Source organism: Nocardia wallacei (genome assembly GCF_014466955.1).
Lineage (GTDB): Bacteria > Actinomycetota > Actinomycetes > Mycobacteriales > Mycobacteriaceae > Nocardia > Nocardia wallacei.
Genome location: NZ_AP023396.1, coordinates 498,946 through 522,149 on the forward strand (window position 1 = coordinate 498,946; position 23,204 = coordinate 522,149).

A 23,204-nucleotide genomic window follows, 5' to 3' on the forward strand; every position below is an offset into this window, starting at 1 on the left:
TCGGGCACGCCCCGTTCAGCGGCACGGCGTGTCGGTCTCAGGGCACCTCGCCGATATTGCCCACGGCACTGTGCAACTTGGCCTTGCCGTCCTGCAGCTTGTAGGTGACGCAGGCGATGGCGAGCTCGCCGGAGGCCACGCGCTGCGAGATGGTCATCGAGCGCTGCATCAGCAACCTGCTGGTTTCCACGACGTGGCGGGCCTCCAACTCGTCCACGCCGGTCAGGCCCTCGCGACGGCCGATGAGGATCGACGGGGTGACCTTCTCCACGACGCTGCGGATGAACCCGCCGGGGACGTTGCCGCCGTCGAGCGCGTCGATGGTCGCGCGCACCGCGCCGCAGCTGTCGTGGCCGAGCACCACGATCAACGGCACGTCCAGCACCTCGACGCCGTATTCGATGGATCCCAGCACCGAGGAGTCCACCACGTGGCCGGCGGTGCGGACCACGAACATATCGCCGAGACCCTGGTCGAAGATGATCTCCGCCGCGACTCGGGAATCGCCGCAGCCGAACAGGATCGCGGTCGGGTGCTGGCCGCTCACGAGCGTGGCCCGGCGGTCCGCGCCCTGGCTAGGATGCTCCAACGTGCCGTTGACGAACCTGTCGTTGCCCTCGCGAAGGGACTTCCAGGCACTGATCGGGTTGGTATGAGGCATGTGTCCTATTTTCCACAGCGGGATCGCTACCGGCGAGTCCGTGAAGTTACAGCGTGGCAAATACGGCCCCAACGGCGGCGGACACGCCGAGTGAGAGTGCGGCACCGGACGCCGGGCGGTCCGGGGATCGAAGGGAAATTCGCGCGCGTGAGCATCGACACCCATGCCCTGATCGACTGGTACGACGAGACCGCGCGGGATCTGCCGTGGCGGCGGCCGGGCGTGACCGCGTGGCAGATCCTGATGAGCGAGATCATGCTGCAGCAGACGCCGGTGGTGCGGGTGGAACCGGTGTGGCGGGAATGGGTGGCGCGCTGGCCGGTGCCGTCGGCGATGGCCGCCGCGTCGCAGGGCGAGGTGCTGCGCGCGTGGGGCAAGCTCGGCTACCCGCGGCGGGCGCTGCGCCTGCACGAGTGCGCGCGGGTGCTGGCCGCCGAGCACGGCGACGAGGTGCCCGACGACGTGGACGTGCTGCTGGGTTTGCCGGGCATCGGCGCGTACACGGCGCGCGCGGTGGCCTGCTTCGCCTACGGGCAGCGAGTTCCCGTGGTGGACACCAACGTTCGGCGCGTGGTGGCCCGCGCGGTACACGGTCGGGCGGAGGCGGGTAACCCCGCCGCCCGCGACCTGGCCGACACCGAGGTCCTGCTGCCCGCGCACATCGGCCGCGCGGCGCGGTTCTCGGCCGCGCTGATGGAACTCGGCGCGACCGTCTGCACGGCCCGCAACCCCGACTGCTCCCGCTGCCCCCTGCCCACCTGCGCCTGGGTCACGGCCGGCCGCCCCGCCTCGGACGTGGTGCGCCGCACCCAGAAGTACGACGGCACCGACCGCCAGGCCCGCGGCCGCCTGCTCGACGTCCTGCGCGCCGCCTCCGGCCCGGTCGAACGCGTCGCCCTGGACCTCGCGTGGACCCGCGACCCCGGCCAGCGCGACCGCGCCCTGGACTCCCTACTCCTCGACGGCCTGATCGAGCAAACCCGCGACGGCTTGTTCGCCCTCCCCGGCGAAAGCGGCACGAACTAACCGCCACACCACGTCAGGTCACAGCGCTCTGTTATCCATCAGGCACCGAAGCCCCACCCCTGCCCTTCCCACAGTTCCATTCCCTGCCTTCCCGGAGCCCGTCCCTGTCTTCCCGGAGCCCGTCCCTGTCTTCCCGGAGCCCGTCCCTGTCTTCCCGGAGCCCGTCCCCGTCTTCCCAGAGCCCCGTTCCCTGTCTTCGCAGAGTCCTGGTTCCTGTCTTCGCAGAGTCCTGGTTCCTGTTTGCCCCGGAGTCTTGGTTCCTGTCTGCCCCGGAGTCTCGTTTCCTGTCTTCGCAGGGCCCCGTTCCATGTCTTCGCGAAGCCCCGTTTCCTGTCTTCCCGCAGCCCCGTTTCCTGTCTTCCCGCAGCCCTGTTCCCTGTCTCCCGGAGCCTGTTCGCTGTCTTCCCGTTCGCTGTCTTCGCGAAGTTCCAATTCCCTGTCTTCCCCGCGCCCTGCGCGGGGAAGACAGGGCGGGTCAGGCGGGCGCGGGTGCCGGGGTGGGGCGGCGGGTGCGGGCGCCGACGAGGCGGCAGATCAGGTAGATCGCGAAGGAGATGGCGGTGACGAAGGTGGAGACCGGGACACCGGGAGCCAGGGAGAGCAGGATGCCGCCGACGGCGGAGATCTCGGCGAAGACGATGGCCAGGACCGTGGCGCGCGCCGGACTGGCGGTGACGCGCGCGGCCGCCGCGGCGGGCGTGATCAACAGCGAGAGCACCAGCAGCGCACCGACGATCTGCACCCCGAACGCCGCCGTGATGCCCAGCAGCACCGCGAACACCACCGACAGCGCCCGCACCGGAACACCGCGCGCCATCGCCACCTCCGGATCGGTGCTGGCGAACAGCAACGGCCGATAGACGAAGGCCAGCACCGCGAGCACCGCCGCCGAGCACACCGCGAGCGTGGTCAGGCCGCCGTTGCCCACGCTGACCACCTGCCCGGTGAGCAGCGAGAACTTCGACCCCGCCCGGCTGGGACCGAGCCACAGGAACAGTACCGACAACCCCAGCCCGAACGACAGCACCACCGCGATCACCGAATCACGTTCGCGCGCTTTGGAACCCAGCAGGCCGAACAGCACCGCCGCCACCACCGACCCGGCAATGGCGCCGGCGCCCACGCCGATGCCCGCCAGCAGCGCGGCCGCCGCGCCGGTCAGCGACAGCTCGCTGGTGCCGTGCACCGCGAACGACATCTGCCGGCTCACGATCAGCGGTCCGATGGCGCCGGCGAGCAGGCCGAGCAGCGCCGCCGCCAGCACCGCCTGCTGTACGAAGTCGTAGGACAGCAGGTTCGCGGTGGTGTGGAAGTCGAGCATCTTCGAGAAGACGTCGGAGAGCTTGTCGATCACGCGCGTGTCTCCGCCGGGGTGTCGGCGTGGCAGTGGCCGCCCGCGACGCCCAGCGCGTCCATGGTGTCGCCGGTGCCGACGACCACCAGGCGGCCGCGCACCCGCAGCACGTCCACCTCGGTGCGGTACAGCTCCGAGAGCACCTCGGAGGTCATCACCTCGTCGGGCGTGCCGATCCGGAACTTGCCGTCGACCAGGTACAGCACCCGATCCACCAGGGGGAGAATCGGATTGATCTCGTGGGTCACGAAAAGCACCGCGGTGTCGTGGGCGCGGCGGCGTGCGTCGATGAGTTCGGACACCAGCCGCTGGTTCGCCAGATCGAGACTCAGCAGCGGCTCGTCGCACAGCAGCACCCGCGGATCGCCCACCAGCGCCTGCGCCACCCGCAGCCGCTGCTGCTCACCACCGGACAGCGACTCCAGCGGCGCGTGCGCGAAGCGCTCGGCACCGACCCGCGCGACGGCATCGGCCACCCGCCGCCGTCGTTCCCCGCGCCCGCGCAGCCCCAGACCCCAGCGATGCCCGTCGACCCCCAGCCCGACCAGGTCGACGCCGCGCAACTGCACCCCGGCATCGATCGTCTTCTGCTGCGGGATGTACCCGATGTGCGGATTGCCCACGCGCGCAGGCGAACCCGCGACCTCCACCGTCCCGGCGCTGGGCGCCAGCTGCCCGAGCAACATCCGCAACAGCGAGGTCTTCCCGGATCCGTTCGGCCCCAGCACCGCGACGAACTCACCCGGCGCGACCTCGAGATCGAGCCCCTCCCACAACGTCCGCTCCCCGAACGCCAGCCGCGCTCCCCGCAGCCGCACCGCCGCATCCTGATCGGCGAGTGCCCGGCCGCGGCCCGCGAGAGTGGTTGCCGCCGAGCCCGTCTCGCCGGCGGCCGTCCCGGCGGCGGCCCTCTCCTCGTCGTCGCGCCTGTCCACCCCGGTGGGTGCAACCGTTTCGCTCAGCCGGACCTTCCCCGCCATCGGAGCTCCCGTCGTCAGCCCAGCGCCTTGGCCAGCGCTTGCGCGTTCGCCGTCTGCCACTGCACGTAGTCGGTGCCCGCGGGCAGGGTTTCGGTCACCTCGACCACCGGCACCCCGGCGGCCTTCGCGGTCGCGGCGATGTCCTCGGTGGTCTTGTCCTCGGTCTGCACGTTGTAGAGCAGCGCCCGGACCTGCTTGCCGGTCAACAGATCCCGCACGGCGGCCACGTCGGCGGGCGCCGGGTCGGTGCCCTGCTCGACGGCCTCCTCGAAGGCGTGCGGGGTGCGATCGTCGGCGTCGGCGGCCTGCAGCAGATAGTGCGCCAGCGGCTCGGTCTGCAACACCGGGGACTTCGGGTGCTCGGCCGCGATCTTCGCGGTGACGGCGCTGATCTCCTTCAGCTTGCCGCGGAAGGCCTCGGCGCGCTCGGTGTAGGCCTGCGCGTGGTCCTGGTCGGCCGCGCCCAGTTCGGTGGCGATCTTCGCGGCCACCGCGTCGACGGTGTGCACGTCGTACCAGACGTGTTCGTTCTCGTCGGTTCCGGACTTCAGTTCGAACGCGTTGATGGTCGGTTTGCCACGCCCCTGCGCGGCCTTCTCGGCGAACTCGTCGTAATGGCCGCCGTTGACGATCACCAGCGCCGCGTCGCGGATATCGGCGGCGTCGGTGGGCGAGGTCTGGTACTCGTGCGGGTCCTCGGTCGGGCTGTCGATGATGGATTTGACCTCGACATCGGGCCCGGCGATCGCGGCCGCGATGCTGCCCCACACATCGGTGGAAGCGACCACGGTGAGCTTGTCGGAATCGTTGCTCGAATTACCGCAGGCGGTGAGGCCGGCCGCGGCCGCGACCCCCATCGCGGCGGCAGCTACTCGGACGGCGAAACTTCTGGTCACGCGGGGGTACTCCTACACACGCACTTAACGGAAACGATTTCCATTAAATGTATCGTACCTGTCCGCAGCGCCCGGCATCGATTTGCTGGATCGACGCTGTGAGAACAAACACGAGCGCACGGCCCGCCCCCGGAATGGGGCGGGCCGTCCGGTCACCCGTGAGCGCCGCGCGCTACTGCGCCAGCGCGACCACCGGCTGGCTCAGCAACTGGGCGCAGCGCAGCAACCCCAGGTGGCTGTAAGCCTGCGGGTGATTGCCCAGCGACCGCTCCGCAACCGGGTCGTACTCCTCGCTCAGCAGGCCCGTGGGCCCGGCCACGTCCACCAGCTGCGCGAACAGCGCCTCGGCGTCGGAGCGCTTGCCGATCAGCAGGTAGGCCTCCACCAGCCACGCCGCGCACAGGTGGAAACCGCCCTCGCCGCCGGGCAGCCCGTCGTCGTGGTGGTAGCGGTAGACCGTCGATCCGCTGCGCAGTTCGGCCTCGGTGGCGACCACGGTGGCGGCGAACCGCGGATCCGAGGGCTCGATCAGCCCGCTCAGCCCGATGTGCAGGGTCGCCGCGTCCAGATCGGTGTCGTCGTAGGCCGCGGTGTAGGACTGCACCTCGTCGTTCCAGCCTTTGGTCTTCACCTCGTCGGCGATGGTGTCGCGCAGCTCCAACCAGGCCGGGTCGACCCTGCGGTGGAACTTCTCGGCCAGCTTCAGCGCCCGGTCGACGGTCAGCCAGCCCATCACCTTCGAGTACACGTGGTGGCGCGGGTTACCGCGGATCTCCCAGATGCCGTGGTCGGGTTCGCGCCAGCGCCGCTGCACCGCGGAAACCATGGCGTGCACCAGTTCCCAGTCGCGGTCGGGCAGCGCCGCGGCCGGGTCGATGACGCCCTTGCGCTCCCGGGCGTCGGCGAGTCCGGCGATCAGGTCCACGATGGGACCGAACACGTCCAGCTGGACCTGCATGTTGGCCGCGTTGCCGACACGGACCGGACGCGAGCCCGCGTAGCCGGGCAGTGCGTCGAGCACGGCCTCCGGCGGGAGCGTCTCGCCGTACAGGGTGTACAGCGGATGCAGGCGCTCCGGCCCGGCGAGTGTCTCCAACACCCGGTGCACCCACTCCAGGAATTCCTCGGCCTCCCCGATGGAACCCAGCGTGACCAGCGCGTGCGCGGTCATCGAGGCGTCGCGCAGCCAGCAGTAGCGGTAGTCCCAGTTGCGCACGCCGCCGATGTCCTCCGGCAGCGAGGTGGTGGCCGCGGCCAGGATCGATCCGGACGGCGCGTGCACCAGCCCGCGCAGTGTCAGCGCCGAGCGCTTCATCAGGTCCGGCTTCAGCGGCGGCAGTTCCAGGCTCTCGGCCCAGTCCCGCCAGTACCGCTCGGCCTCGCGCCGCCGCTCCGGCTCGCTGACCATGGCCGGTGCGAGATCGGAGGTGCCGCAACGCATTTCCAGCACCACCGGCCCGGTCGAGGGGTCCACCACCGCGCGGGCGGTCTGATGGATGCCCTCCTCGAGGATCTCCCACTCGATGCCCGGCGACCGCAGCACGATCGGGTCGTTGGTGCCGTGTACGCGCAGCCCGGCGGCCGTGCGGTCCAGATTGACCGGCACCTGGCCGAATTCGGGCCGTGGCGCGAAGGTCACCACCGCACGGGCGTCACCGGTGATGACGCGGGTCAGGTCGGTGCGCTCGGGCGGCACGTCGTGCGGCAGGTAGTCGACGACTTGCAGACTGGCCCAGCGTGTTTCGACGGTCATGGTGCCGTCGACGTAACGCTGCGACAGCGGCAGGCCGGGCCGCTCGGGCGCGATGGTGAAGTGCCCGGCCTCGGGCCCGCCCAGCAGGTGCGCGAACACGGCCGCCGAATCCGGTTCGGGGTGGCAGAACCAGGTGACCGTCCCGTCCGGCGTGACCAGTGCCTTGGCGCGGGGGCCGGCCAGCATGGTCAGCCGTTCGATTCGAGGGGCCGACGCACCGGCCAGCCAGGTGCGCCGCTCTTCGAGCAGGAACGCCAGGGCCTTGGCCACCTCCTCGGTGCTGGCCACGCGGTATCCGGCGAGGCTGGTGCCCTCGCCGACCTTGATGCCGAGATCGGGACCGGACAGCCGCGCGAACGCCTTCTCGTCGGTGACGTCGTCACCGAAGAAGACCGCCGCCGAGGCGCCCTCCTGATGCCGGATGATGTCGAGGGCCGCGCCCTTGTCGGTCTGGATGACAGCCAACTCGATGACCGCCTTGCCCTCGGTCACCTGGACGCCGACCCAGCTGGCCGGGCCCTGCCGGGCCTGCTGCAACGCGCGCCGGCCCACCTCGGGGGCGGCGTTGCGGACGTGTAGCGCGACACTGGCCGGCTTGATCTCGACCGCGGCGCCCGGATTGTCCGCGGCGATTCCGGCCAGCGCGTTCTGCACTTCCTGCAGCAGCTGTTTGGCGTCGTTGTCGATGGCGTGCACGAAGCCGACATCGAATTCCGAGCCGTGGCTACCGATCAGCTGCACCTCGACCGGGAGCCGGGACAGCGCCGCGAGATCTCGCAGGGCCCGGCCGGAGATGACGGCCGCTGTGGTAGCGGTCAGACCGGCGAGGGCGCGTAACGCGCTCACCGATTCCCGATGGGGATAGGCTTTCGCCGGGTCGGACACGATGGGCGCGATGGTCCCGTCGTAGTCCGAGGCGACAAGTAGCCGTGGCATGCGGGCTACTGCCGCCAACGCACGGCGAAGTTCCTGTGGCAGATCCTGTGCGCTCACGCATCCAACCTATAGATCGGAGGAGAAATTTCAGGGCGCGGGAAACTTTACTGGGTAGGGTTTGCCCGCCGGTTCGCGCAGTGATACGAGACGTTTACGTTCGCCTCGCCGTGCGCATTCCTGATTGTGCGGTCTCCTGCCGTACGTTAGCTGGCTTGCCGCGCGCAGCCTGGGGCAAACCTAGCCGGATTCGCCGCTCAGCAGCAGGTCAACGGTCAGCTCGAGGCGTTCTGTGACGTCCGTCGCGGACGCCCGGCGGGTGAGCCAGGCTACGAGGTTGGACAGCCACACATCGCTGATCACGCGCGCGATGGCGAGATCGCGATCGGTGGCCTCGTCGTCGTCGTTCATCGCGCGGGCGAAGAACCGGTCCATCACCCGCCCGACCCGGTCCACCTCGGCGGCGGCGGACGCGTCGGCGAACATGAACGCGCGCGTCATCGCCTCGGTGAGCAGGGGGTCGCGCTGCATGGCACGGGTGACCTGGGTGAGCAGCAGATGCATGCGCTCGCGCGGCGTCTGCCCCGCCAGCGGTTTGCGCTTGTTGTCGAACTGCTCGAATTCCCGGGCCAGAGCCGACACCAGCAGGTGCACCTTGGAGGGGAAATACCGGTACAGCGTGCCCACGGCGACATCGGCGCGTTCGGCGACCGCGCGCATCTGCACCGCGTCGTAGCCGCCCTTCGAGGCCAGTGCGAGGGTGGCGTCGAGGATCCGCTTGCGGCGTTCGCGCTGGGCGGAGGAGCTGAGTTCGTCCTCGCTGAGCGTGGTCACCGGTGTGGCACGCGGGCGGGTTCCGTTCCGCGCCCCCGAGTCGCCTGACTGCTCTCGGGAGGGACTGGCCATTGGTGAAAGTCCTTTCCTGGAAACGTCGTTCTTGCGCCTGTGCCGTCGGTGCTGCGTGGACCGGCGGTGTCTTGACTTCCGCCCGACGGGGATATTAGAACATGTTCTAGGTGTGGGAGTCACGCCGGAGAGGCGGGAGGCAGTGTGACCATCGCCACCACTGACGAGCATAAAGCCGTTCAGGAGTCGATGCGCGGATGGGCGGCGGCCGTCCGTCCGATTGCAACAATGCGCGGCGGAACGCCTGGGTACTGGCGTGCGTACTGGCCGAGTCTGGTCGGGCTCGGCATCTTCCGCGTCGCGGTCGACGAGGACGCCGGGGGTGCCGGCGGTTCCGTCGGCGATCTGGCCGTGTTGGTCGAACAGGCGGCGCACGATCTGGTGGGCGGGCCGGTGTCGACGACCGCGCTCGCCGGCCTCGTTACCGGCGGCGTGCTGGACGAGGATACGCCCTGCGGGCTCGCGCTGGGTGACCCGGTTGCGGTGCCCGGCAACACAACCGGTGGCATCGAGCTGACCGGAGCCTGGGAGACGGTGCTCGGCGCGGCCTCCGACACGGCCGTGCTGCTGCCGGTCGAGATTTCGGCGCAGGCGGCACGAGCGGCGACCGGCGAACCGGCCGGCGCGGCGTCGCACGCGGAAGGCCCCGGCGTGCGGCGGCTGTGGTGCCTCGTCGAGGCGGGGGCCGAAGGCTTGCTGGTCGAGGATCTGCCGCCGCTGGACGCGAGCACGCCGCTGGCGCGGGTGCGGTGCACGGGCGTCCGGGTCGCGGCCGAGCGGATCTTCGAACCGCCTTATGCCGTAAGCGATCTGGTAGCGGCGCTGGTGGCCGCGGAGCTGGCGGGAATCGCCGGCTGGTGCCTGGAGACGGCGACCGAGTACGCCAAGGTGCGCGAGCAGTTCGGCCGGAAGATCGGTGAGTTCCAGGCCGTCAAGCACCTGTGCGCGTGGATGCTGTGCCGGGCCGAGCAGATTCGCGCGGTCGCCGCCGACGCCGCCGCGGCCGTGGACAACCGCGGCGACGAACTACCGCTGGCCGCCGCGATCGCGATGTCGATCGCGCTGGACGCGGCGGTGGATACGGCGAAGGACTGCATCCAGGTGCTCGGCGGCATCGGCTTCACCTGGGAGCACGACGCGCATCTGTATCTGCGCCGGGCGGTGGCGTTGCGCCAGCTGCTCGGTGGCGGCGCGGTCTGGCGGGCCCGCGTGACCGAGCTGGTGCGCGCCGGGCGGCGGCGCACGGTGGGACTCGATCTCGGCTTCGGCGCGGACGCCGCGACCGAGAGCGCGGCTTGGGACGCACTGGGTTTGGACGCGGCCGGAGCCGCCGAGCTGGCCGCGGAGCTGGCGCGAATCGGCGCGCTGCCCGCCGAGCAACAGCGAGACGCCTTGGTGGACACCGGTTTACTGGCGCCGCACTGGCCGCCACCGTACGGCCGCGGGGCCGGGCCGATCCTGCGCACGCTGATCGACGAGCAGGTGCGCGCCGCCGGAATCACGGTGCCGGACATCCAGATCGGCAACTGGGCGGTGCCGACGCTGCTGCAGCACGGCACCCCCGAACAGATCGAGCGCTTCGTGCATCCGACGCAGCGCGGCGAGGTGATCTGGTGCCAGCTGTTCAGTGAGCCCGAGGCGGGGTCGGATCTGGCCGCGTTGCGCACCACCGCGACCCGGGTCGAGGGCGGCTGGAAGCTGCGCGGCCAGAAGGTCTGGACCTCGCTGGCGAACGTGGCCAACTGGGCGATCTGCCTGGCCCGCACCGATGCGAGCGTGCCGAAGCATCGCGGGATCAGCTACTTCCTGGTCGACATGAGCAGCCCGGGTATCGATATCCGGCCGCTGGTGCAGATCACGGGTGAGGCGAAGTTCTCCGAGGTGTTCCTCGACGACGTGTTCGTCCCCGACGACTGCCTGGTCGGCGAGCTGGGCGCGGGCTGGAAGATCGCCCGCTCCACCCTGTCCGCCGAGCGAGTCGCCATGGGCGGCAGCGGAATCGGCGCGGAGCTGGAGCGGCTCATCGCCATCGCGCCGCGAACCGGGCCGGGTGCGGAATTGATCGCCGACCGCCTCGGAGCACTGGTCGCCGAATCGGTCGCCGGATTGTTGCTGGAGACCAGGGCCGCGCAGCGGATACTGGCCGGAATCGACCCCGGTCCACAGAGCAGCGTGCGCAAACTGGTCGGTGTCCGCCATCGTCAGGCGGTCGCGGAATTCGCCGTCGAACTCGCGGGAGTGGCGGGCGCTCAGGAATCCGATGTGGTGAAAGAATTCCTGCTGACGCGCTGTTTGTCGATCGCGGGGGGCACCGAGCAGATCCTGCTGACCGTGGCCGGGGAACGGATTCTCGGGCTCCCGCGCGAATCGCACGGCTAAGTCCACACCTCACACGGGAGCATTGCATTGGACTTCAACAGGGACGAGAGCCAGGACGCTGTCGCCGAGGTTGTCGTAAGTTTGCTGGAACACACCGACGCCCGCGATATCGAATTGTGGCCGAACATTGTCGACAGCGGTCTCCTGGCAGTCGCCCTACCAGAGCGCTACGGCGGCGACGGCATGGGACTGCCGGAGGTCTCGGCCATGCTGACCGAGCTGGCGACCGATGCCGTGCAGGCGCCCGCGCTGGCCACGCTCGGCTTCGGCGTGCTGCCGCTGCTGCGGCGAGCCCCGGAAGCGCTGGCGGACAAGGTGTTTCCGGCCGTCGCCGCGGGCACGGTACTCACGGCGGCGCTGCACGAGCCCGGTGCGCCGTTCGCCGTGCAGCCGGTGACGACGGCCGTGGCCGACGGCGACGTGGTGCGGGTCAGCGGCCGTAAGGTGGCCGTGCCGTACGCGGATCGGGCCGGGTGGCTGCTGATCCCGACCGATTCCGGCATCGCCGTGGTGGAAGCGGGCACACCGGGTGTCACGGTGCGGGAGACGCCCGCCTCTACCGGCGCACCGGAGTTCTCGGTGTCGCTGGACCGGGCCGAGATCCCGGCCGGGCAGCTGCTGCCCGAGGGCCTCGACGACCTGCACCGCCTGGCTCTGGCGTCGATCGGCTCGGTCGCCGACGGGCTGCTGAAGGGCGTGCTCACGCTCACCGCCGAGCATGTCCGCACCCGCCGGCAGTTCGGCCGCCCGCTGGCCGAATTCCAGGCGGTGGCGCAGCAGATCGCCGACGTCTACGTCGTCTCGCGAACGCTGCACGCCGCCGCCCTGTCCGCCAATTGGGCTCTGGCGGAATACCTCAACCGCGGCCCGGCTCGGTCCTGGACTGGCGGAGCGGAGGAGGGAAGGACCGAGCCTCAGGGGGCCGCGGCCCGCGACGCCGGAGGCGGCGCAGACGAACACCGCGTCGACGACGATCTCGATGTGCTGGCCTACTGCGTGGCCTCGGACTTGCCCGTGGCCATGCAGAAGTGTCACCACCTGCACGGCGGTATCGGGGTGGACATGACCCACCCCCTGCATCGCTACTACTCACAGGCCAAGGACATCGCCCGCTGGCTCGGCGGCGCGTCGTTCCGGCTGGATCGATTGGGAGCCAGATGTTCATCGACCTGACGGCCGAGCAGCGCCGGCTGCGTGACGAATTACGTTCCTACTTCGCCGATCTCGTGACGCCGGAGGAGGCGGCGGAGATGTCGGTGAACCGGCACGGCGACGCCTACCGTGCGGTGGTGCGGCGCATGGGCCGCGACGGCCGGCTCGGCGTGGGCTGGCCGAAAGAGTACGGCGGCCAGGGTTTCGGCCCCGTCGAACAGCAGATCTTCTACAACGAGGCGGCCCGGGCGGATGTGCCGCTGCCGCTGGTGACGCTGATGACGGTCGGCCCGACCCTGCAGCAGTTCGGCACCCCGGAACAGAAGAAGAAGTTCCTGCCCGCGATCCTCGCCGGTGACGTGCATTTCGCGATCGGCTATTCCGAGCCGGAGGCCGGCACCGACCTGGCCAGCCTGCGCACCAGCGCGGTGCGCGACGCCAACGGCGACTGGATCGTCAACGGGCAGAAGATCTTCACCACCGGCGCGCACGAGGCCGACTACGTGTGGCTGGCCTGCCGGACCGGTTCGGTCGAGTCGCGGCATCGCGGCATCACGATCCTGATCGTGGACACCAAGGATCCCGGCTACTCGTGGACGCCGATCATCACCTGCGACGGCGCGCACCACACCAACGCCACCTACTTCGACAATGTGCGGGTCCCGGCCGACATGCTCGTCGGCGAGGAGAACCGCGGCTGGAAGCTGATCACCACTCAGCTCAACCACGAGCGGGTCAGCCTGGGTCCCTCCGGGAAGATCGAACAGCTCTACGACCGCGCGCACGATTGGGCGCGGCGGCAGGGTGTGCTCGGCGAGCCGGACGTGCGGCGGTCGCTGGGCCGCATGCACGCGATGGTCCGGCTCAACGAACTGCTGAACTGGCAGGTCGCCGCCGACGCGGATCACCCGGCCGACGACCCGGCCGGGGTGATCGCGGATGCCTCGGCGACGAAGGTCTATTCGACCGAATCGCTGCAGGAGGCCGGGCGGCTGGCGGAGGAGATCGTCGGGCGCTACGGCGATCCGGCCGATGACGCCACCGGTGAGCTATTGGACTGGCTGGACCGCCGCACCAAGCAGAACCTGGTGGTGACCTTCGGCGGCGGGGTCAACGAGGTCATGCGTGAACTCATCGCCACCGCCGGGCTGAACCTGCCGCGTGTACCGAGATAGGAGTTTCCAGTGCCGGAAACCGTGACAGCGGACGAGATCGTCGCCGCCGGGGAACGAATCATGCGGGCGGGGGAGTGCGCGCCGCGGGTGGCGCGCGACCCCGTCAACCAACCCATGATCAACAACTGGGTCGAGGCGATCGGCGACGCCAACCCGATCTACGTCGACGAGGCCGCCGCCAAGGCCGCCGGACATCCGGGCATCGTCGCGCCGCCCGCCATGGCGCAGGTGTGGACGATGCCCGGCCTGCACGGCGCGCGCCCGGCCGACGACCCGATGAACGCGGTCAACGACCTGCTCGACGCCGCCGGCTACACCTCGGTGGTCGCGACCAACTGCGAGCAGACCTACCACCGTTATCTGACGGTCGGTGAGCGGGTGCAGGCGCGCACCCGGCTGCGAGATCTGGTGGGGCCCAAGCGCACCGCGCTCGGCGAGGGCTGGTTCGCGACCTACATTCTGACCTGGTACGTCGGCGACGAGCCGGTCACCGAGATGGCGTTCCGGATGTTGAAGTTCGCGCCCGGCACGGCGAAACCCGCTCAGCCGCAGGACGACCCGAGCAAACGCGCCAGGCCGACCATCTCTCAGGACACCGAATTCTTCTGGGCGGGCGCGAGAGCCGGCGAGCTGCGAATCCAGCGGCTGCCCGACGGCACACTGCGGCATCCGCCCGTGCCCGCGCTGTGGGCGGACAAGGACGCGCCGCCGGACTACGTGGTGGCCTCGGGGCGTGGCACGGTGTTCAGCTACGTGGTGCATCACGCGCCGAAAGTGCCTGGACGGCAACTGCCCTACGTGGTGGCGCTGGTCGAACTCGAGGAGGGCGTGCGGGTACTCGGCGAACTGCGCGGCGTCGCGCCCGACGCGGTTCGGATCGGACAGCCGGTCGAGGTGGCCTTCGAGCGGCTCGACGACGACAACACCGTGCCGTACTGGAAGGTGAGCGCATGACCGCGACGCTGGGGGCCGTGCGGGTGGGAACCACGCTGCCCGAGTTGACCATTCACGCCGATCCCACGTTCGTGATCAGCACCGCCCTGGCTACCAGGGACTTCCAGGACGTGCACCACGATCGGGACAAGGCCGTCGAGCGCGGCTCCAAGGACATCTTCGTCAACATCCTCACCGACACCGGGCTGGTACAGCGGTTCGTCACCGACTGGGCCGGACCGGGTGCACGCGTGAAATCGCTCGCGCTGCGGCTGGGCGTACCGCTCTACGCCGGCGACACCCTCACCCTCACCGGCACCGTGACCGCGGTCGAGGGCGAGGAGATCCACGTCGAGGTGGTCGGGCGGGACAGCCTCGGTGATCACATCACGGCGAAAGCCGTTGTCGCGGTGCCGGAGACGGCGTCCCGCAACACACAGGAGCAGGCGTGAGCAATTCACTCGGCGGGAAAGCCGCCATCGTCGGTATCGGCGCGACCGACTTCTCCAAGCAGTCGGGGCGTAGCGAGCTGCGGCTGGCGGCGGAGGCGGTCACCGCCGCGCTGCACGATGCCGGGCTGAAGCCCGCGGATGTGGACGGCCTGACCACCTTCACGATGGACACCAACACCCAAGCCGCGGTGGCGCGGGCGGCGGGCATCCCGAACCTGAAGTTCTTCAGCAACATTCCGTTCGGCGGCGGTGCGGCCTGCGCGACCGTGCAGCAGGCGGCGATGGCCGTGGCGACCGGAGTGGCCGACGTGGTCGTGGCCTACCGTGCCTTCAACGAGCGCTCGGGTCATCGGTTCGGTCAGTTCGCCACGCACTTGGCCTCGGCGGCAACGTCTTCGGGTGTCGACGCCGCGTGGGCGTATCCGCAGGGACTGGGTACTCCGGCCGCGCAGGTCGCCATGGTCGCTCGCCGGTACATGCACGTATACGGCGCCACCAGTGCCGATTTCGGCACGATAGCGGTGGCCGACCGCAAGCACGCGGCGGTGAATCCGGCGGCGCACTTCTACGGCAAACCGATCACCCTGGAAGAACACCAGAATTCGCGCTGGATCGCCGAACCGCTGCACCTGCTGGACTGCTGCCAGGAGACCGACGGTGGCGTGGCGATCGTGGTCACCAGCGTCGAACGCGCCCGCGACCTGCCGCAGCCCGCGGCCGTAATCGCCGCTGCCGCACAGGGTTCCGGCGCCGACCAATACGTCATGACCAGCTACTACCGCGACGCCATGACGGGCCTGCCCGAAATGGGCCTGGTCGGCGACCAACTCTGGTCCCAGAGCGGCCTGCGCCCCGAAGACATGCAAGCCGCCATCCTCTACGACCACTTCACCCCCTTCGTCCTCATGCAACTGGAGGAACTCGGCTTCTGCCCCCGGGGCGAAGCCAAGGACTTCATCGCCGACGGCGCCATAGAACTGGGCGGCCGCCTCCCCCTCAACACCCACGGCGGCCAACTCGGCGAGGCCTACATCCACGGCATGAACGGCATAGCCGAAGCCGTCCGCCAAATCCGCGGCACGTCGGTGAACCAGGTCGAGAACCTGCACAACATAGCCGTAACCGCAGGCACAGGCGTCCCGACATCCGGTTTGGTACTGACCGCCGCCTGACCCCCGCAACCAGTCGTCACGGGATACTTCCGGACGGTATGGTGGGGCCGCCGGACCGCTTGGTCGGCCGTGGACAGGGGAGAGCTGATGGCGAATGTGAAGTGGCGGACTATCGGTGCGGCTGTGCTCGTTGCGGGTGGTGCGGCGATCGGCACGATCGTGGCGGGACCGGCGACGGCGGAGCCGCAGGGATGCACGCTGGATCGGTCGTGGAGCGGGGCGACGGCTCATTGCGGTGGGGACGGCACCTACATCCTCGAAGTCGACTGCTTCGGCATGAGCATCTCGGGCGGCCAGCCGTTCGGGCCGTACTACAAATCGGTCGTCGGCCACACCGACCCCTCTCTGGACCCGATCTTCACCTCCCCGCACCGCGACTGCATGAACCCGTTCACGCTGGGCCAGATAGGCATCGCCACCGACGCCCGCATCACCCAGGTCCCCACCCGACCGGCCCCGTCGAACGCCTACGAATAATCTCGCTGTGCGGGGTAGCGCTCGGTGAAGACGATTCGGTTGCGGGTTCGGCGGCCGGGGTGTTGGGGGGCGGTGGCGGCGTGGCCGATGGTCACGATTACCGCGATGGCTAGGTTGTCTCGGTCTTCGATGCCGATCGCTTGTTTGACCAGGTGGGGGTCCCAGCCGTTCATCGGGGCGGAGGCCAGGCCGAGGGCGGTTGCCGCGAGCATGGTGTAGGTGGCGGCGATCATGGCGTTCTTCACCGCGTTCTCGCGGAGTAGGCCGCGCTCGCGCAGGTCGTGGTATTCGGCGCGACTGTCGAACAGGGCGGTGAACTCGGCGTTCCAGGCGCCGTTGCGGGCGGCGGTGGCGGCGATGTCGGTGTTTGGCGCTTCCCATGCTGTGGCGTCGGCGACGAAGACCAGGGCCACCGGGGCCTCTCGCGGCTGCGGTTGGCCGAATGCGGCCTGCGACAGGCGATTCCGACCTGCCTCGCTGCTCACCACGACTATCGACCGGTCCTGCATGTTCCAGGCGCTCGGTGCCTGTACCGCGAGTTCCAGCACCTCGTCCAGGACGGCGGGGTCGACGGGATCGGGGCGGTAGTGCCGAACGGTGCGGCGGGTGCGAATGGCTTCGGGAACCGAAAGTGCTTGTGTCTCCATATAACAAACTATCGGAGAGTGGCACGCTTTTCGGAAGAAGGCACCTTTTTGTGCGCTACGATGACCAGGGTGCGTAACTACGTCGAATCGTCGGGCCTGCCCGCCGACATCTACTCCGCCCGCTGCCCCACCCGCCGCGTCCTCGACCGCATCGCGGGCAAGTGGACGGTCCTCATAGTCGACGCCCTCGCCGACGGCACCCTCCGCTACACCGACCTGCAACGCCGCATCGACGGCATCTCCCAGAAAATGCTCACCCAGACCCTCCGCGACCTCGAGGCCGACGGTTTCCTCACCCGCACCGTCCACCCCACCATCCCCCCGAAGGTCGAATACGCCCTCACCCCTTTGGGTCACAGCCTCCGGACTCCCATCGCCGCCCTGCGCGAATGGATCGAGTCCAACATCAACCACATCGAATCCGCGCGAGCCCGCGCAGAACGGGCCTGATCGCCGGGCGGTGTGGATGTCGTCACCTTCGGTCCCGCTGCGCCTGTCGGGTCTCTACAAATATAGAGGTAACTCGGCGGTGAGTGGAGGATGACGGGCATGAACGGGGATATCGCGCTGGATGCCGGGCAGCGGGCGGTGGCGGTGCGGCTGGGGGAGGTGGGTGCTCGGGTCGGGCGATGGCGGTGGCGGCCTCGGGGGATCTATCTGTACGGGCGGCCCGGGCGGGGGAAGACCATGTTGATGGATCGGTTCTTCGCCGGGGTGGGGTCGAAACGTAAGCGGCGCTACCACTTTCATGGGTTCTTCGCGGGGTTGCACGGTGCTGTGGCGGAACTCGGTTCGATCGACCGGGCGGTGGATGCCGTGCTGGGTGATGCCGAGCTGGTGTGCTTCGACGAGTTTCACGTCCATGACATCGGGGATGCCATGCTCATGGCGCGGCTGCTGGATGCGCTGTTCGCGCGGTCCGTCCTGCTCGTGGTCACCTCGAACTACGCTCCGGACGAGTTGTTGCCGAATCCGCTGTTCCACGAACGGTTTCTGCCGACCATCGCGCGGATACGCGCGCACCTGGACGTGCTGACCCTCGACGGGCCACGGGACTATCGCGAGTTGCGCGGGCGGCGAACGGGTTTCGCCTCGGGGAGCTATCTGATCGGTGCGTCGCCGTACGCTGCCACGCTGCCCGAGATCCCGCCCGGGACTGCCGAACCGGCCCACGTCGCTCGTTCACCGATGAACATCGCACCACGAGCGCGCGTGGCGATCCCGACAGCCCACCGCCACCTCCACGCCCACCATGCCGAAAATGGTTCCCTGACAGCCGACTTCGCCGAACTCTGCGGCACCGCGCTGTCCGCCGCGGACTATCTCGAACTCACCACGCGTTACCGCCACTGGACGCTGTGCGGCGTCCCCGAATTGCGCACGGTCCCCACGGACCACGTCACCCGCTTCGTGAATCTGGTCGACATCCTCTACGACGCGGATGTGCCGCTCACCGTCCACGCCGCGGCGCCGCTGCCCGAGCTCTCCCGCGACGTCGCGCACGTGCCGGACCTGGCTCGGATCGCCAGCCGGCTGCGCGAGTTGCCGGTCGGCGGGCGGGCCGCGGCATAAGGGGGCGCGACCTGGGTAAACCCTTGTGTCGCAGATAAATTGCCGATCGGAAGAATTGTGGGGTCTCACAATTTTTCCGGGATTCGACTTCCCGCGTGTGGGATGAGCAGAATTCCGTTACGCCGGGTTTTTCATTTCCGTCCTGACGGACCATTCGGCATGTAACGATGTGCGGAGTTTGCGCAGTACCGAGGTTCTGGGAGATGCCCGTGGGCGTGGTGGGATCGGCGATACCGCGCGCGATCGGGTCGGTCGCGTTGCTGGCGATGGCCGTCCTCGCGCTGCGCGGATTCGTGCCGGGCACCGGTGGGCCGCACGCGGTGTCGCCGCCCTCGGCGGTCGCCGTCGCGCTGATGCCGGTGCTGTCGCTGGTGTCGGTGGTGATCCTGCTGGCCGGCGTGATCACCAGCCAGCATCGTTTGCCGCTGGCCATGCCGGACGCGGAGCGCGACACCGAGCGGCAGCCGTGGCAATTACGCCGATTCGGCCTGATGATGCTGGTCGGCCTGGCCGTGATCGCGCTGTTCGCGGCCCTGGCGTGGCTGGTGTACCTGCTGACCGGCGGCCCGGACACGCAGGTGCGGCCGCAGCCGCCCGCCGCCCGACCCACTCCGACCGCCCCCGTGGAGACCCCGCCGCCGACGCCGCAACCGTTCTCGGGAACTCCGGAACTCAGTGGCCGCGCCATGGTGTTCGTCGGCGGCGCGGCGGTCGCGCTGGTCGCGACGGCCGTCGTCGGCCTGGTCGTGGTCGCGATCGGCACGCGCCGCCGCCCGGTGGCGCGGGCGGCCGCGGCCGAGCCGAAACCCGCGGAACCGCCGGTCTCACTGGCCGACGTGGCCGAGATGGGTCTGGCCGCGATGATCGCCTCGGGCCAGGACGCCCGCACCGCGATCATCGCCTGTTACGTCGCCATGGAACGCGGCCTCGCCAAGGCCCGCGAGGTGGCGCCGCTGGTCTCCGACACGCCGTCGGAGGTGCTGGCGCGCGCCTTCGAGCGCGGCGCCCTGCACGACGCGTCGGCCCGGGAACTGGTCGCGCTGTTCGAGGAGGCCCGTTTCAGCCCGCACGCGATGCTGGAATGGCAGCGGATGCGCGCCGAGCAGCTGTTGCGAATCGTGCTGAACGATTTGCAGGGAGAACGATTATGAACGTGCCCGCCCCGGCGAAATCGCGGCGCCGGGTGATCACCGGTGGTGCCATCGTGGTGGTCGTGGCCGTCGAGGCGACAGCGCTCGGCGAACAGCGCGACGCCCTGCCGCTGCTCGCCGGAATTCCCGTGCTGATCGCCCTGGTTCTGCTGGTGAGATCGCTGGCCGAGCGCAGGCGCGCACCGACCCTGGACGGCCCGGCCGACGACGAGATCGACAACGGTCCCGCGGAGATGTTGCGCCGCTGGCGGGCCCGCGCCCAGATGCTCGCCGAACGCGCCGACGGCTCCCGCGCCGACTGGGATCGCTATCTGCGGCCTCTGCTGGCCAAGGAATTCGAACTGTCCAGCGGGCACCGGATCACGAAGAACCGGCGCGCCACCGAGGCGGCCGGGCAACTGCTGTTCGGGCCCGAATTATGGCGCTGGGTCGATCCGGCGAATTCGGCGACACGCGACCAGAACACCCGCGCCCCCGGGCGCGCGGCGCTGGACGAGATCCTGCGCCGCCTGCAGTCCATGTGAAAGCTCAGAGACGAGTGCGAGACGAATGAGTTCAAGTATGACGACGCCGATGGACGTGACCATCAAGCGCACCGAGGCGGTGCTGCGGGAGATCGCGCGCGTCGTGGTGGGCAAACGCGAAGAGCTGCAATTGATCATGATCGCGGTGCTCTCCGGCGGCCACATCCTGATCGAGGACCTACCGGGCCTGGGCAAGACGCTCATCGCCCGGTCCTTCGCGGCCGCACTCGGTTTGCAATTCACCCGGGTGCAGTTCACGCCGGATCTGTTGCCCGCCGATCTGATCGGCTCCACGATCTACGATATGAATTCCGGTCGTTTCAATTTCCGCCGCGGCCCGGTATTCACCAATATGCTGCTGGCCGACGAGATCAATCGCACCCCGCCCAAGACCCAGGCGGCGCTGCTGGAGGCGATGGCCGAGGGCCAGGTCAGCATCGACGGCGAAACGTTCCCGCTGCCAACCCCTTTCATCGTGATGGCCACCGACAACCCGATCGAGTACGAGGGAACCTACCCGTTGCCCGAGGCGCAGCTGGACCGCTTCGCCATGCAGCTGCGGCTGGGCTACCTCTCCGAGCAGGACGAGACCCAGATGATCCGCCGCCGGCTCGAGCGTGGCGCGGTACCACCGCAAGTCGGTCAGGTGGTGGACGCGCAGGGCCTGCTGGAGATGCGGCAGGCGGTCGAATTCGTCACCGTGCACCCGGATGTCGTCACCTACGTCGTGGCGTTGGCCGCCGCGACCCGCAACCATCCACAGGTGGAGGTCGGCGCCAGCCCGCGCGCCGAACTGGATCTGGTGCAGATGGCGCGCGCCCGGGCGCTGCTGATGGCGCGGGACTACGTGGTCCCCGAAGACGTGAAGGCCCTGGCGATTCCGGCCATGTCGCACCGCATCACGCTGCGCCCGGAGATGTGGGTGCGGCGCATCCGCGGCGAGGACGTCATCGCCGAACTGCTGCGCCGCCTTCCGGTCCCCCGCGCCACGGTCACATGAGGCATCGGGATACCAGCTCGGCCGCCGACGCCGAACTACGCTGGCGGCCCGCGCCGCTGGTCTTCATGCTCGCCGCCGCGGCGGCTCCGGCGCTGGCCGTGGCGGTCATGCTCGGGCGGTGGCAGCTGATCGTGTTCGCGGCCCCGATGCTCGGTGTGCTCGCGACCGCACCGTGGCAGGTGGCGCGCACCAGAATTCAGGTCGACGGCTCGGGTGTGCTGCGCTGCTTCGAATCCGAGGAGGTGGTGATGGACGTCGCCGCCTTCGTGGACGAGGGACACGCCCTGCTGCGCTGCCGACCGAACGAGACCCACGGCCTCGAGGTGCGGGTGGAACAGGCCGTCGATTCCGGCCCGGCCCCGGCGGGCCTGCGCCTGGCGTTGTCGACCGCGCGCTGGGGCCGCTATCCGGTGTCGGTACGGGTCACCGCGCTCAGTCCGGCCGGGCTGGCGGTCGCGTCGGTGACGCTTCCGGCCGGTGACGTGTACGTGTACCCGATCGCCGATCCGCAGCGAATGAAGTTGCCGCGCACCGACTATCCCGAACGCATCGGCACCCACCTGACCCGGCGGCACGGGCCGGGCGTGGAGTACGCCGACATCCGCGCCTACGCGCCGGGTGACCAGCTGCGCACGGTGAACTGGGCGGTCAGCGCGCGGCGCGGTCGCCTCTACGTCACCGAGCGACTCACCAACCGGGCCGCGGATGTCGTTGTGCTGGTGGACACTTCGCAGCAGGCGCCCGGCCCCGCCGCCGATTCGCTGGAGCTGTCGGTGCGCGGCGCCGCGCAGGTAGCGCAGTCGGCGCTGCAGGCTGGTGACCGCACCGCCGTGGTGTGCCTGGGCCAGGTGCCGCGCTGGCTGCGGCCCGACATCGGCCGACGGCAGTTCTATCGCATCGTCGACACCGTGCTCGAGGTCGGCGACGAGCACATTCCGACCCAGGGCACGCTGGCCCCGCACACCGCGGTGCCGCTCGGCGCGATCGTGGTGGCGTTCTCGACGCTGCTGGACACCCAGTTCGCGCTGGCCCTGATCGACCTGCGCAAGCGCGGGCACGTCGTGGTGGTGGTCGACGTGCTGCGCGGCGCGCCCTTCTACGAGGACCTCGATCCCACGCTGGCGCGCATGTGGCAGCTGGAACGGACCTCGATGTATCGGGACATGAGCACGGTCGGGGTCGACATCGTGGCCTGGCCGGCCGACACCCGGCTCGATCAGGTGATGCGGTTGCTGCCCGAGCACCGCCGTGTGGTGCGGGTGAAGCGATGACCAGATTCCTCGCGGTGCTGTCCGGGCTGCTGCTGACCGCGGCCGTGGCGATCGTGCTGCCGTGGGCGGCGCTCGGCGCGGGCGCGCTGGTGGTGCTGGGGTGGCGGTTCCGGGTGTGCGCGGTCGGGGCCGCGCTGGTAGCGCTGGGCGCGCTGGCCTGGGACGACACTGGCGCGCTGGCCGCGGCGGCGACGGGCCTGGTGGCGACCACCTACCTGCTCAACACCGCCACGGTGCACGCGCCCAGCGGCGTGGTGCCGACCACGCTGCCCTCGGTCACCGGCGCGCTGCTGTTCGCCGCCGCCGCGGTCGCCGCCACCCTGGTCCCGGTCCATCTGGCCTGGGTGCCGCTGGCCGCACCGGTGCTGGTGATCCTGCTGTACGCGCTGGTCATCCAGGGCTTGACCATCGGACGGGGTGATGATGCGAGTGAGCCGCGCCCGAGCGGTAACGCGTGAGGTGTCCCGGCGCGCCCGCGCAGTGTGAAAGGTGCTGTGCGGATGGGTTGGTGCGGCGTCGGCGCTGAGTGCGCCCGGCGGCCTGCTTGTCGTCCACGGGCCCGCGGGGAGCTGTGTGTCTGGCCACAGCCTGGCCTTCCGTAAGTGCCGCTGAGTACTACAGCTTGTAGTGTCTGATGTATGTGGGTTATTCCGATTGTTGCCGTCGTCTGCTCCGTCGCCATCGCCGTCCTGTTCGCGACGGGTTTCCCGGACGCCGAGTGATCGTGCCCTGATCCGGCACGATGGTCCGCCGCCCAGCGGGATCGATCGCACAGCGGTTTCCGGCCGCC

General features: G+C 69.6%; 22 protein-coding genes. 15 read left to right on the forward strand and 7 right to left on the reverse strand.

What is annotated here, in order from left to right:
• Nucleotides 1–37: 37 nt before the first annotated feature.
• Complete coding sequence (locus tag NWFMUON74_RS02315) at nt 38–661, reverse strand: carbonic anhydrase (protein ID WP_187686357.1); 624 nt, start codon at nt 659–661, stop codon at nt 38–40.
• 147 nt (nt 662–808) lie between these two features.
• Here NWFMUON74_RS02315 and NWFMUON74_RS02320 point away from each other — a divergent pair, with 147 nt between their 5' ends.
• Entirely contained in the window at nt 809–1,687 is an 879-nt protein-coding gene (locus NWFMUON74_RS02320) for an HhH-GPD family protein (protein WP_232110806.1), read from the forward strand.
• A gap of 475 nt (nt 1,688–2,162) precedes the next feature.
• On the opposite strand, the gene NWFMUON74_RS02325 is transcribed toward NWFMUON74_RS02320, so the two are convergent.
• The 5 genes from NWFMUON74_RS02325 to kstR all read right to left on the reverse strand — a co-directional run bounded on the left by NWFMUON74_RS02325 (nt 2,163) and on the right by kstR (nt 8,509).
• Entirely contained in the window at nt 2,163–3,008 is an 846-nt protein-coding gene (locus tag NWFMUON74_RS02325) for a metal ABC transporter permease (protein ID WP_425300378.1), read from the reverse strand.
• A 29-nt stretch (nt 3,009–3,037) separates the two neighbouring features.
• Nucleotides 3,038–4,021 (reverse strand): metal ABC transporter ATP-binding protein, encoded by a 984-nt coding sequence (locus tag NWFMUON74_RS02330; RefSeq protein WP_187686360.1) that lies wholly within the window; start codon nt 4,019–4,021, stop codon nt 3,038–3,040.
• Nucleotides 4,022–4,035: 14 nt separating this feature from the next.
• Nucleotides 4,036–4,878: a metal ABC transporter solute-binding protein, Zn/Mn family gene (locus NWFMUON74_RS02335; RefSeq protein ID WP_187688876.1), complete on the reverse strand. Its 843-nt coding sequence runs from the start codon at nt 4,876–4,878 to the stop codon at nt 4,036–4,038.
• A 211-nt stretch (nt 4,879–5,089) separates the two neighbouring features.
• On the reverse strand, nt 5,090–7,663 hold the full coding sequence (otsB, locus tag NWFMUON74_RS02340) for a trehalose-phosphatase (RefSeq protein ID WP_187686361.1): 2,574 nt from the start codon (nt 7,661–7,663) through the stop codon (nt 5,090–5,092).
• Nucleotides 7,664–7,843: 180 nt separating this feature from the next.
• Nucleotides 7,844–8,509, reverse strand: a complete 666-nt coding sequence (gene kstR, locus NWFMUON74_RS02345; RefSeq protein WP_187686362.1) for a cholesterol catabolism transcriptional regulator KstR — start codon at nt 8,507–8,509, stop codon at nt 7,844–7,846.
• A gap of 144 nt (nt 8,510–8,653) precedes the next feature.
• On the opposite strand from kstR, the gene NWFMUON74_RS02350 reads away from it, so the two are divergent.
• From NWFMUON74_RS02350 to NWFMUON74_RS02380, 7 genes are all read left to right on the forward strand, one after another.
• Complete coding sequence (locus tag NWFMUON74_RS02350) at nt 8,654–10,888, forward strand: acyl-CoA dehydrogenase family protein (protein ID WP_187686363.1); 2,235 nt, start codon at nt 8,654–8,656, stop codon at nt 10,886–10,888.
• A 27-nt stretch (nt 10,889–10,915) separates the two neighbouring features.
• Nucleotides 10,916–12,061, forward strand: a complete 1,146-nt coding sequence (locus tag NWFMUON74_RS02355) for an acyl-CoA dehydrogenase family protein (RefSeq protein WP_187686364.1) — start codon at nt 10,916–10,918, stop codon at nt 12,059–12,061.
• The gene (locus NWFMUON74_RS02360) at nt 12,046–13,215 is read left to right on the forward strand and encodes an acyl-CoA dehydrogenase family protein (RefSeq protein WP_187686365.1); all 1,170 of its coding nucleotides are present in this window, start codon (nt 12,046–12,048) and stop codon (nt 13,213–13,215) included. The genes NWFMUON74_RS02355 and NWFMUON74_RS02360 overlap by 16 nt, the downstream gene beginning before the upstream one ends.
• Before the next feature lie 60 nt (nt 13,216–13,275).
• Nucleotides 13,276–14,169, forward strand: a complete 894-nt coding sequence (locus NWFMUON74_RS02365; protein ID WP_187688877.1) for a bifunctional MaoC family dehydratase N-terminal/OB-fold nucleic acid binding domain-containing protein — start codon at nt 13,276–13,278, stop codon at nt 14,167–14,169.
• Nucleotides 14,166–14,600, forward strand: a complete 435-nt coding sequence (locus tag NWFMUON74_RS02370) for a MaoC family dehydratase (protein ID WP_187686366.1) — start codon at nt 14,166–14,168, stop codon at nt 14,598–14,600. Before NWFMUON74_RS02365 ends, NWFMUON74_RS02370 begins: the two co-directional genes overlap by 4 nt.
• Nucleotides 14,597–15,772, forward strand: a complete 1,176-nt coding sequence (locus NWFMUON74_RS02375; protein WP_187686367.1) for a lipid-transfer protein — start codon at nt 14,597–14,599, stop codon at nt 15,770–15,772. The genes NWFMUON74_RS02370 and NWFMUON74_RS02375 overlap by 4 nt, the downstream gene beginning before the upstream one ends.
• 87 nt (nt 15,773–15,859) lie before the next feature.
• Nucleotides 15,860–16,249 (forward strand): hypothetical protein, encoded by a 390-nt coding sequence (locus NWFMUON74_RS02380; RefSeq protein ID WP_187686368.1) that lies wholly within the window; start codon nt 15,860–15,862, stop codon nt 16,247–16,249.
• Here the strand turns inward: NWFMUON74_RS02380 and NWFMUON74_RS02385 are convergent.
• A complete protein-coding gene (locus NWFMUON74_RS02385) occupies nt 16,240–16,896 on the reverse strand; it encodes a nitroreductase family protein (RefSeq protein ID WP_187686369.1) in 657 nt (218 codons plus the stop codon). The two genes, NWFMUON74_RS02380 and NWFMUON74_RS02385, sit on opposite strands and share 10 nt — an antisense overlap.
• A gap of 60 nt (nt 16,897–16,956) precedes the next feature.
• On the opposite strand from NWFMUON74_RS02385, the gene NWFMUON74_RS02390 reads away from it, so the two are divergent.
• From NWFMUON74_RS02390 to NWFMUON74_RS02420, 7 genes are all read left to right on the forward strand, one after another.
• On the forward strand, nt 16,957–17,346 hold the full coding sequence (locus NWFMUON74_RS02390; RefSeq protein ID WP_187686370.1) for a winged helix-turn-helix transcriptional regulator: 390 nt from the start codon (nt 16,957–16,959) through the stop codon (nt 17,344–17,346).
• 99 nt (nt 17,347–17,445) lie between these two features.
• Nucleotides 17,446–18,468, forward strand: a complete 1,023-nt coding sequence (gene zapE / locus NWFMUON74_RS02395) for a cell division protein ZapE (RefSeq protein ID WP_187686371.1) — start codon at nt 17,446–17,448, stop codon at nt 18,466–18,468.
• Nucleotides 18,469–18,671: 203 nt separating this feature from the next.
• Nucleotides 18,672–19,619, forward strand: a complete 948-nt coding sequence (locus NWFMUON74_RS02400; RefSeq protein ID WP_187686372.1) for a DUF4129 domain-containing protein — start codon at nt 18,672–18,674, stop codon at nt 19,617–19,619.
• Nucleotides 19,616–20,143 (forward strand): hypothetical protein, encoded by a 528-nt coding sequence (locus NWFMUON74_RS02405; protein ID WP_187686373.1) that lies wholly within the window; start codon nt 19,616–19,618, stop codon nt 20,141–20,143. Before NWFMUON74_RS02400 ends, NWFMUON74_RS02405 begins: the two co-directional genes overlap by 4 nt.
• A 37-nt stretch (nt 20,144–20,180) precedes the next feature.
• On the forward strand, nt 20,181–21,143 hold the full coding sequence (locus NWFMUON74_RS02410; protein ID WP_187686374.1) for an AAA family ATPase: 963 nt from the start codon (nt 20,181–20,183) through the stop codon (nt 21,141–21,143).
• Nucleotides 21,140–22,414: a DUF58 domain-containing protein gene (locus NWFMUON74_RS02415; RefSeq protein ID WP_187686375.1), complete on the forward strand. Its 1,275-nt coding sequence runs from the start codon at nt 21,140–21,142 to the stop codon at nt 22,412–22,414. Before NWFMUON74_RS02410 ends, NWFMUON74_RS02415 begins: the two co-directional genes overlap by 4 nt.
• Nucleotides 22,411–22,872, forward strand: a complete 462-nt coding sequence (locus tag NWFMUON74_RS02420) for a hypothetical protein (RefSeq protein ID WP_187686376.1) — start codon at nt 22,411–22,413, stop codon at nt 22,870–22,872. The genes NWFMUON74_RS02415 and NWFMUON74_RS02420 overlap by 4 nt, the downstream gene beginning before the upstream one ends.
• The last annotated feature ends 332 nt before the right edge of the window (nt 22,873–23,204 follow it).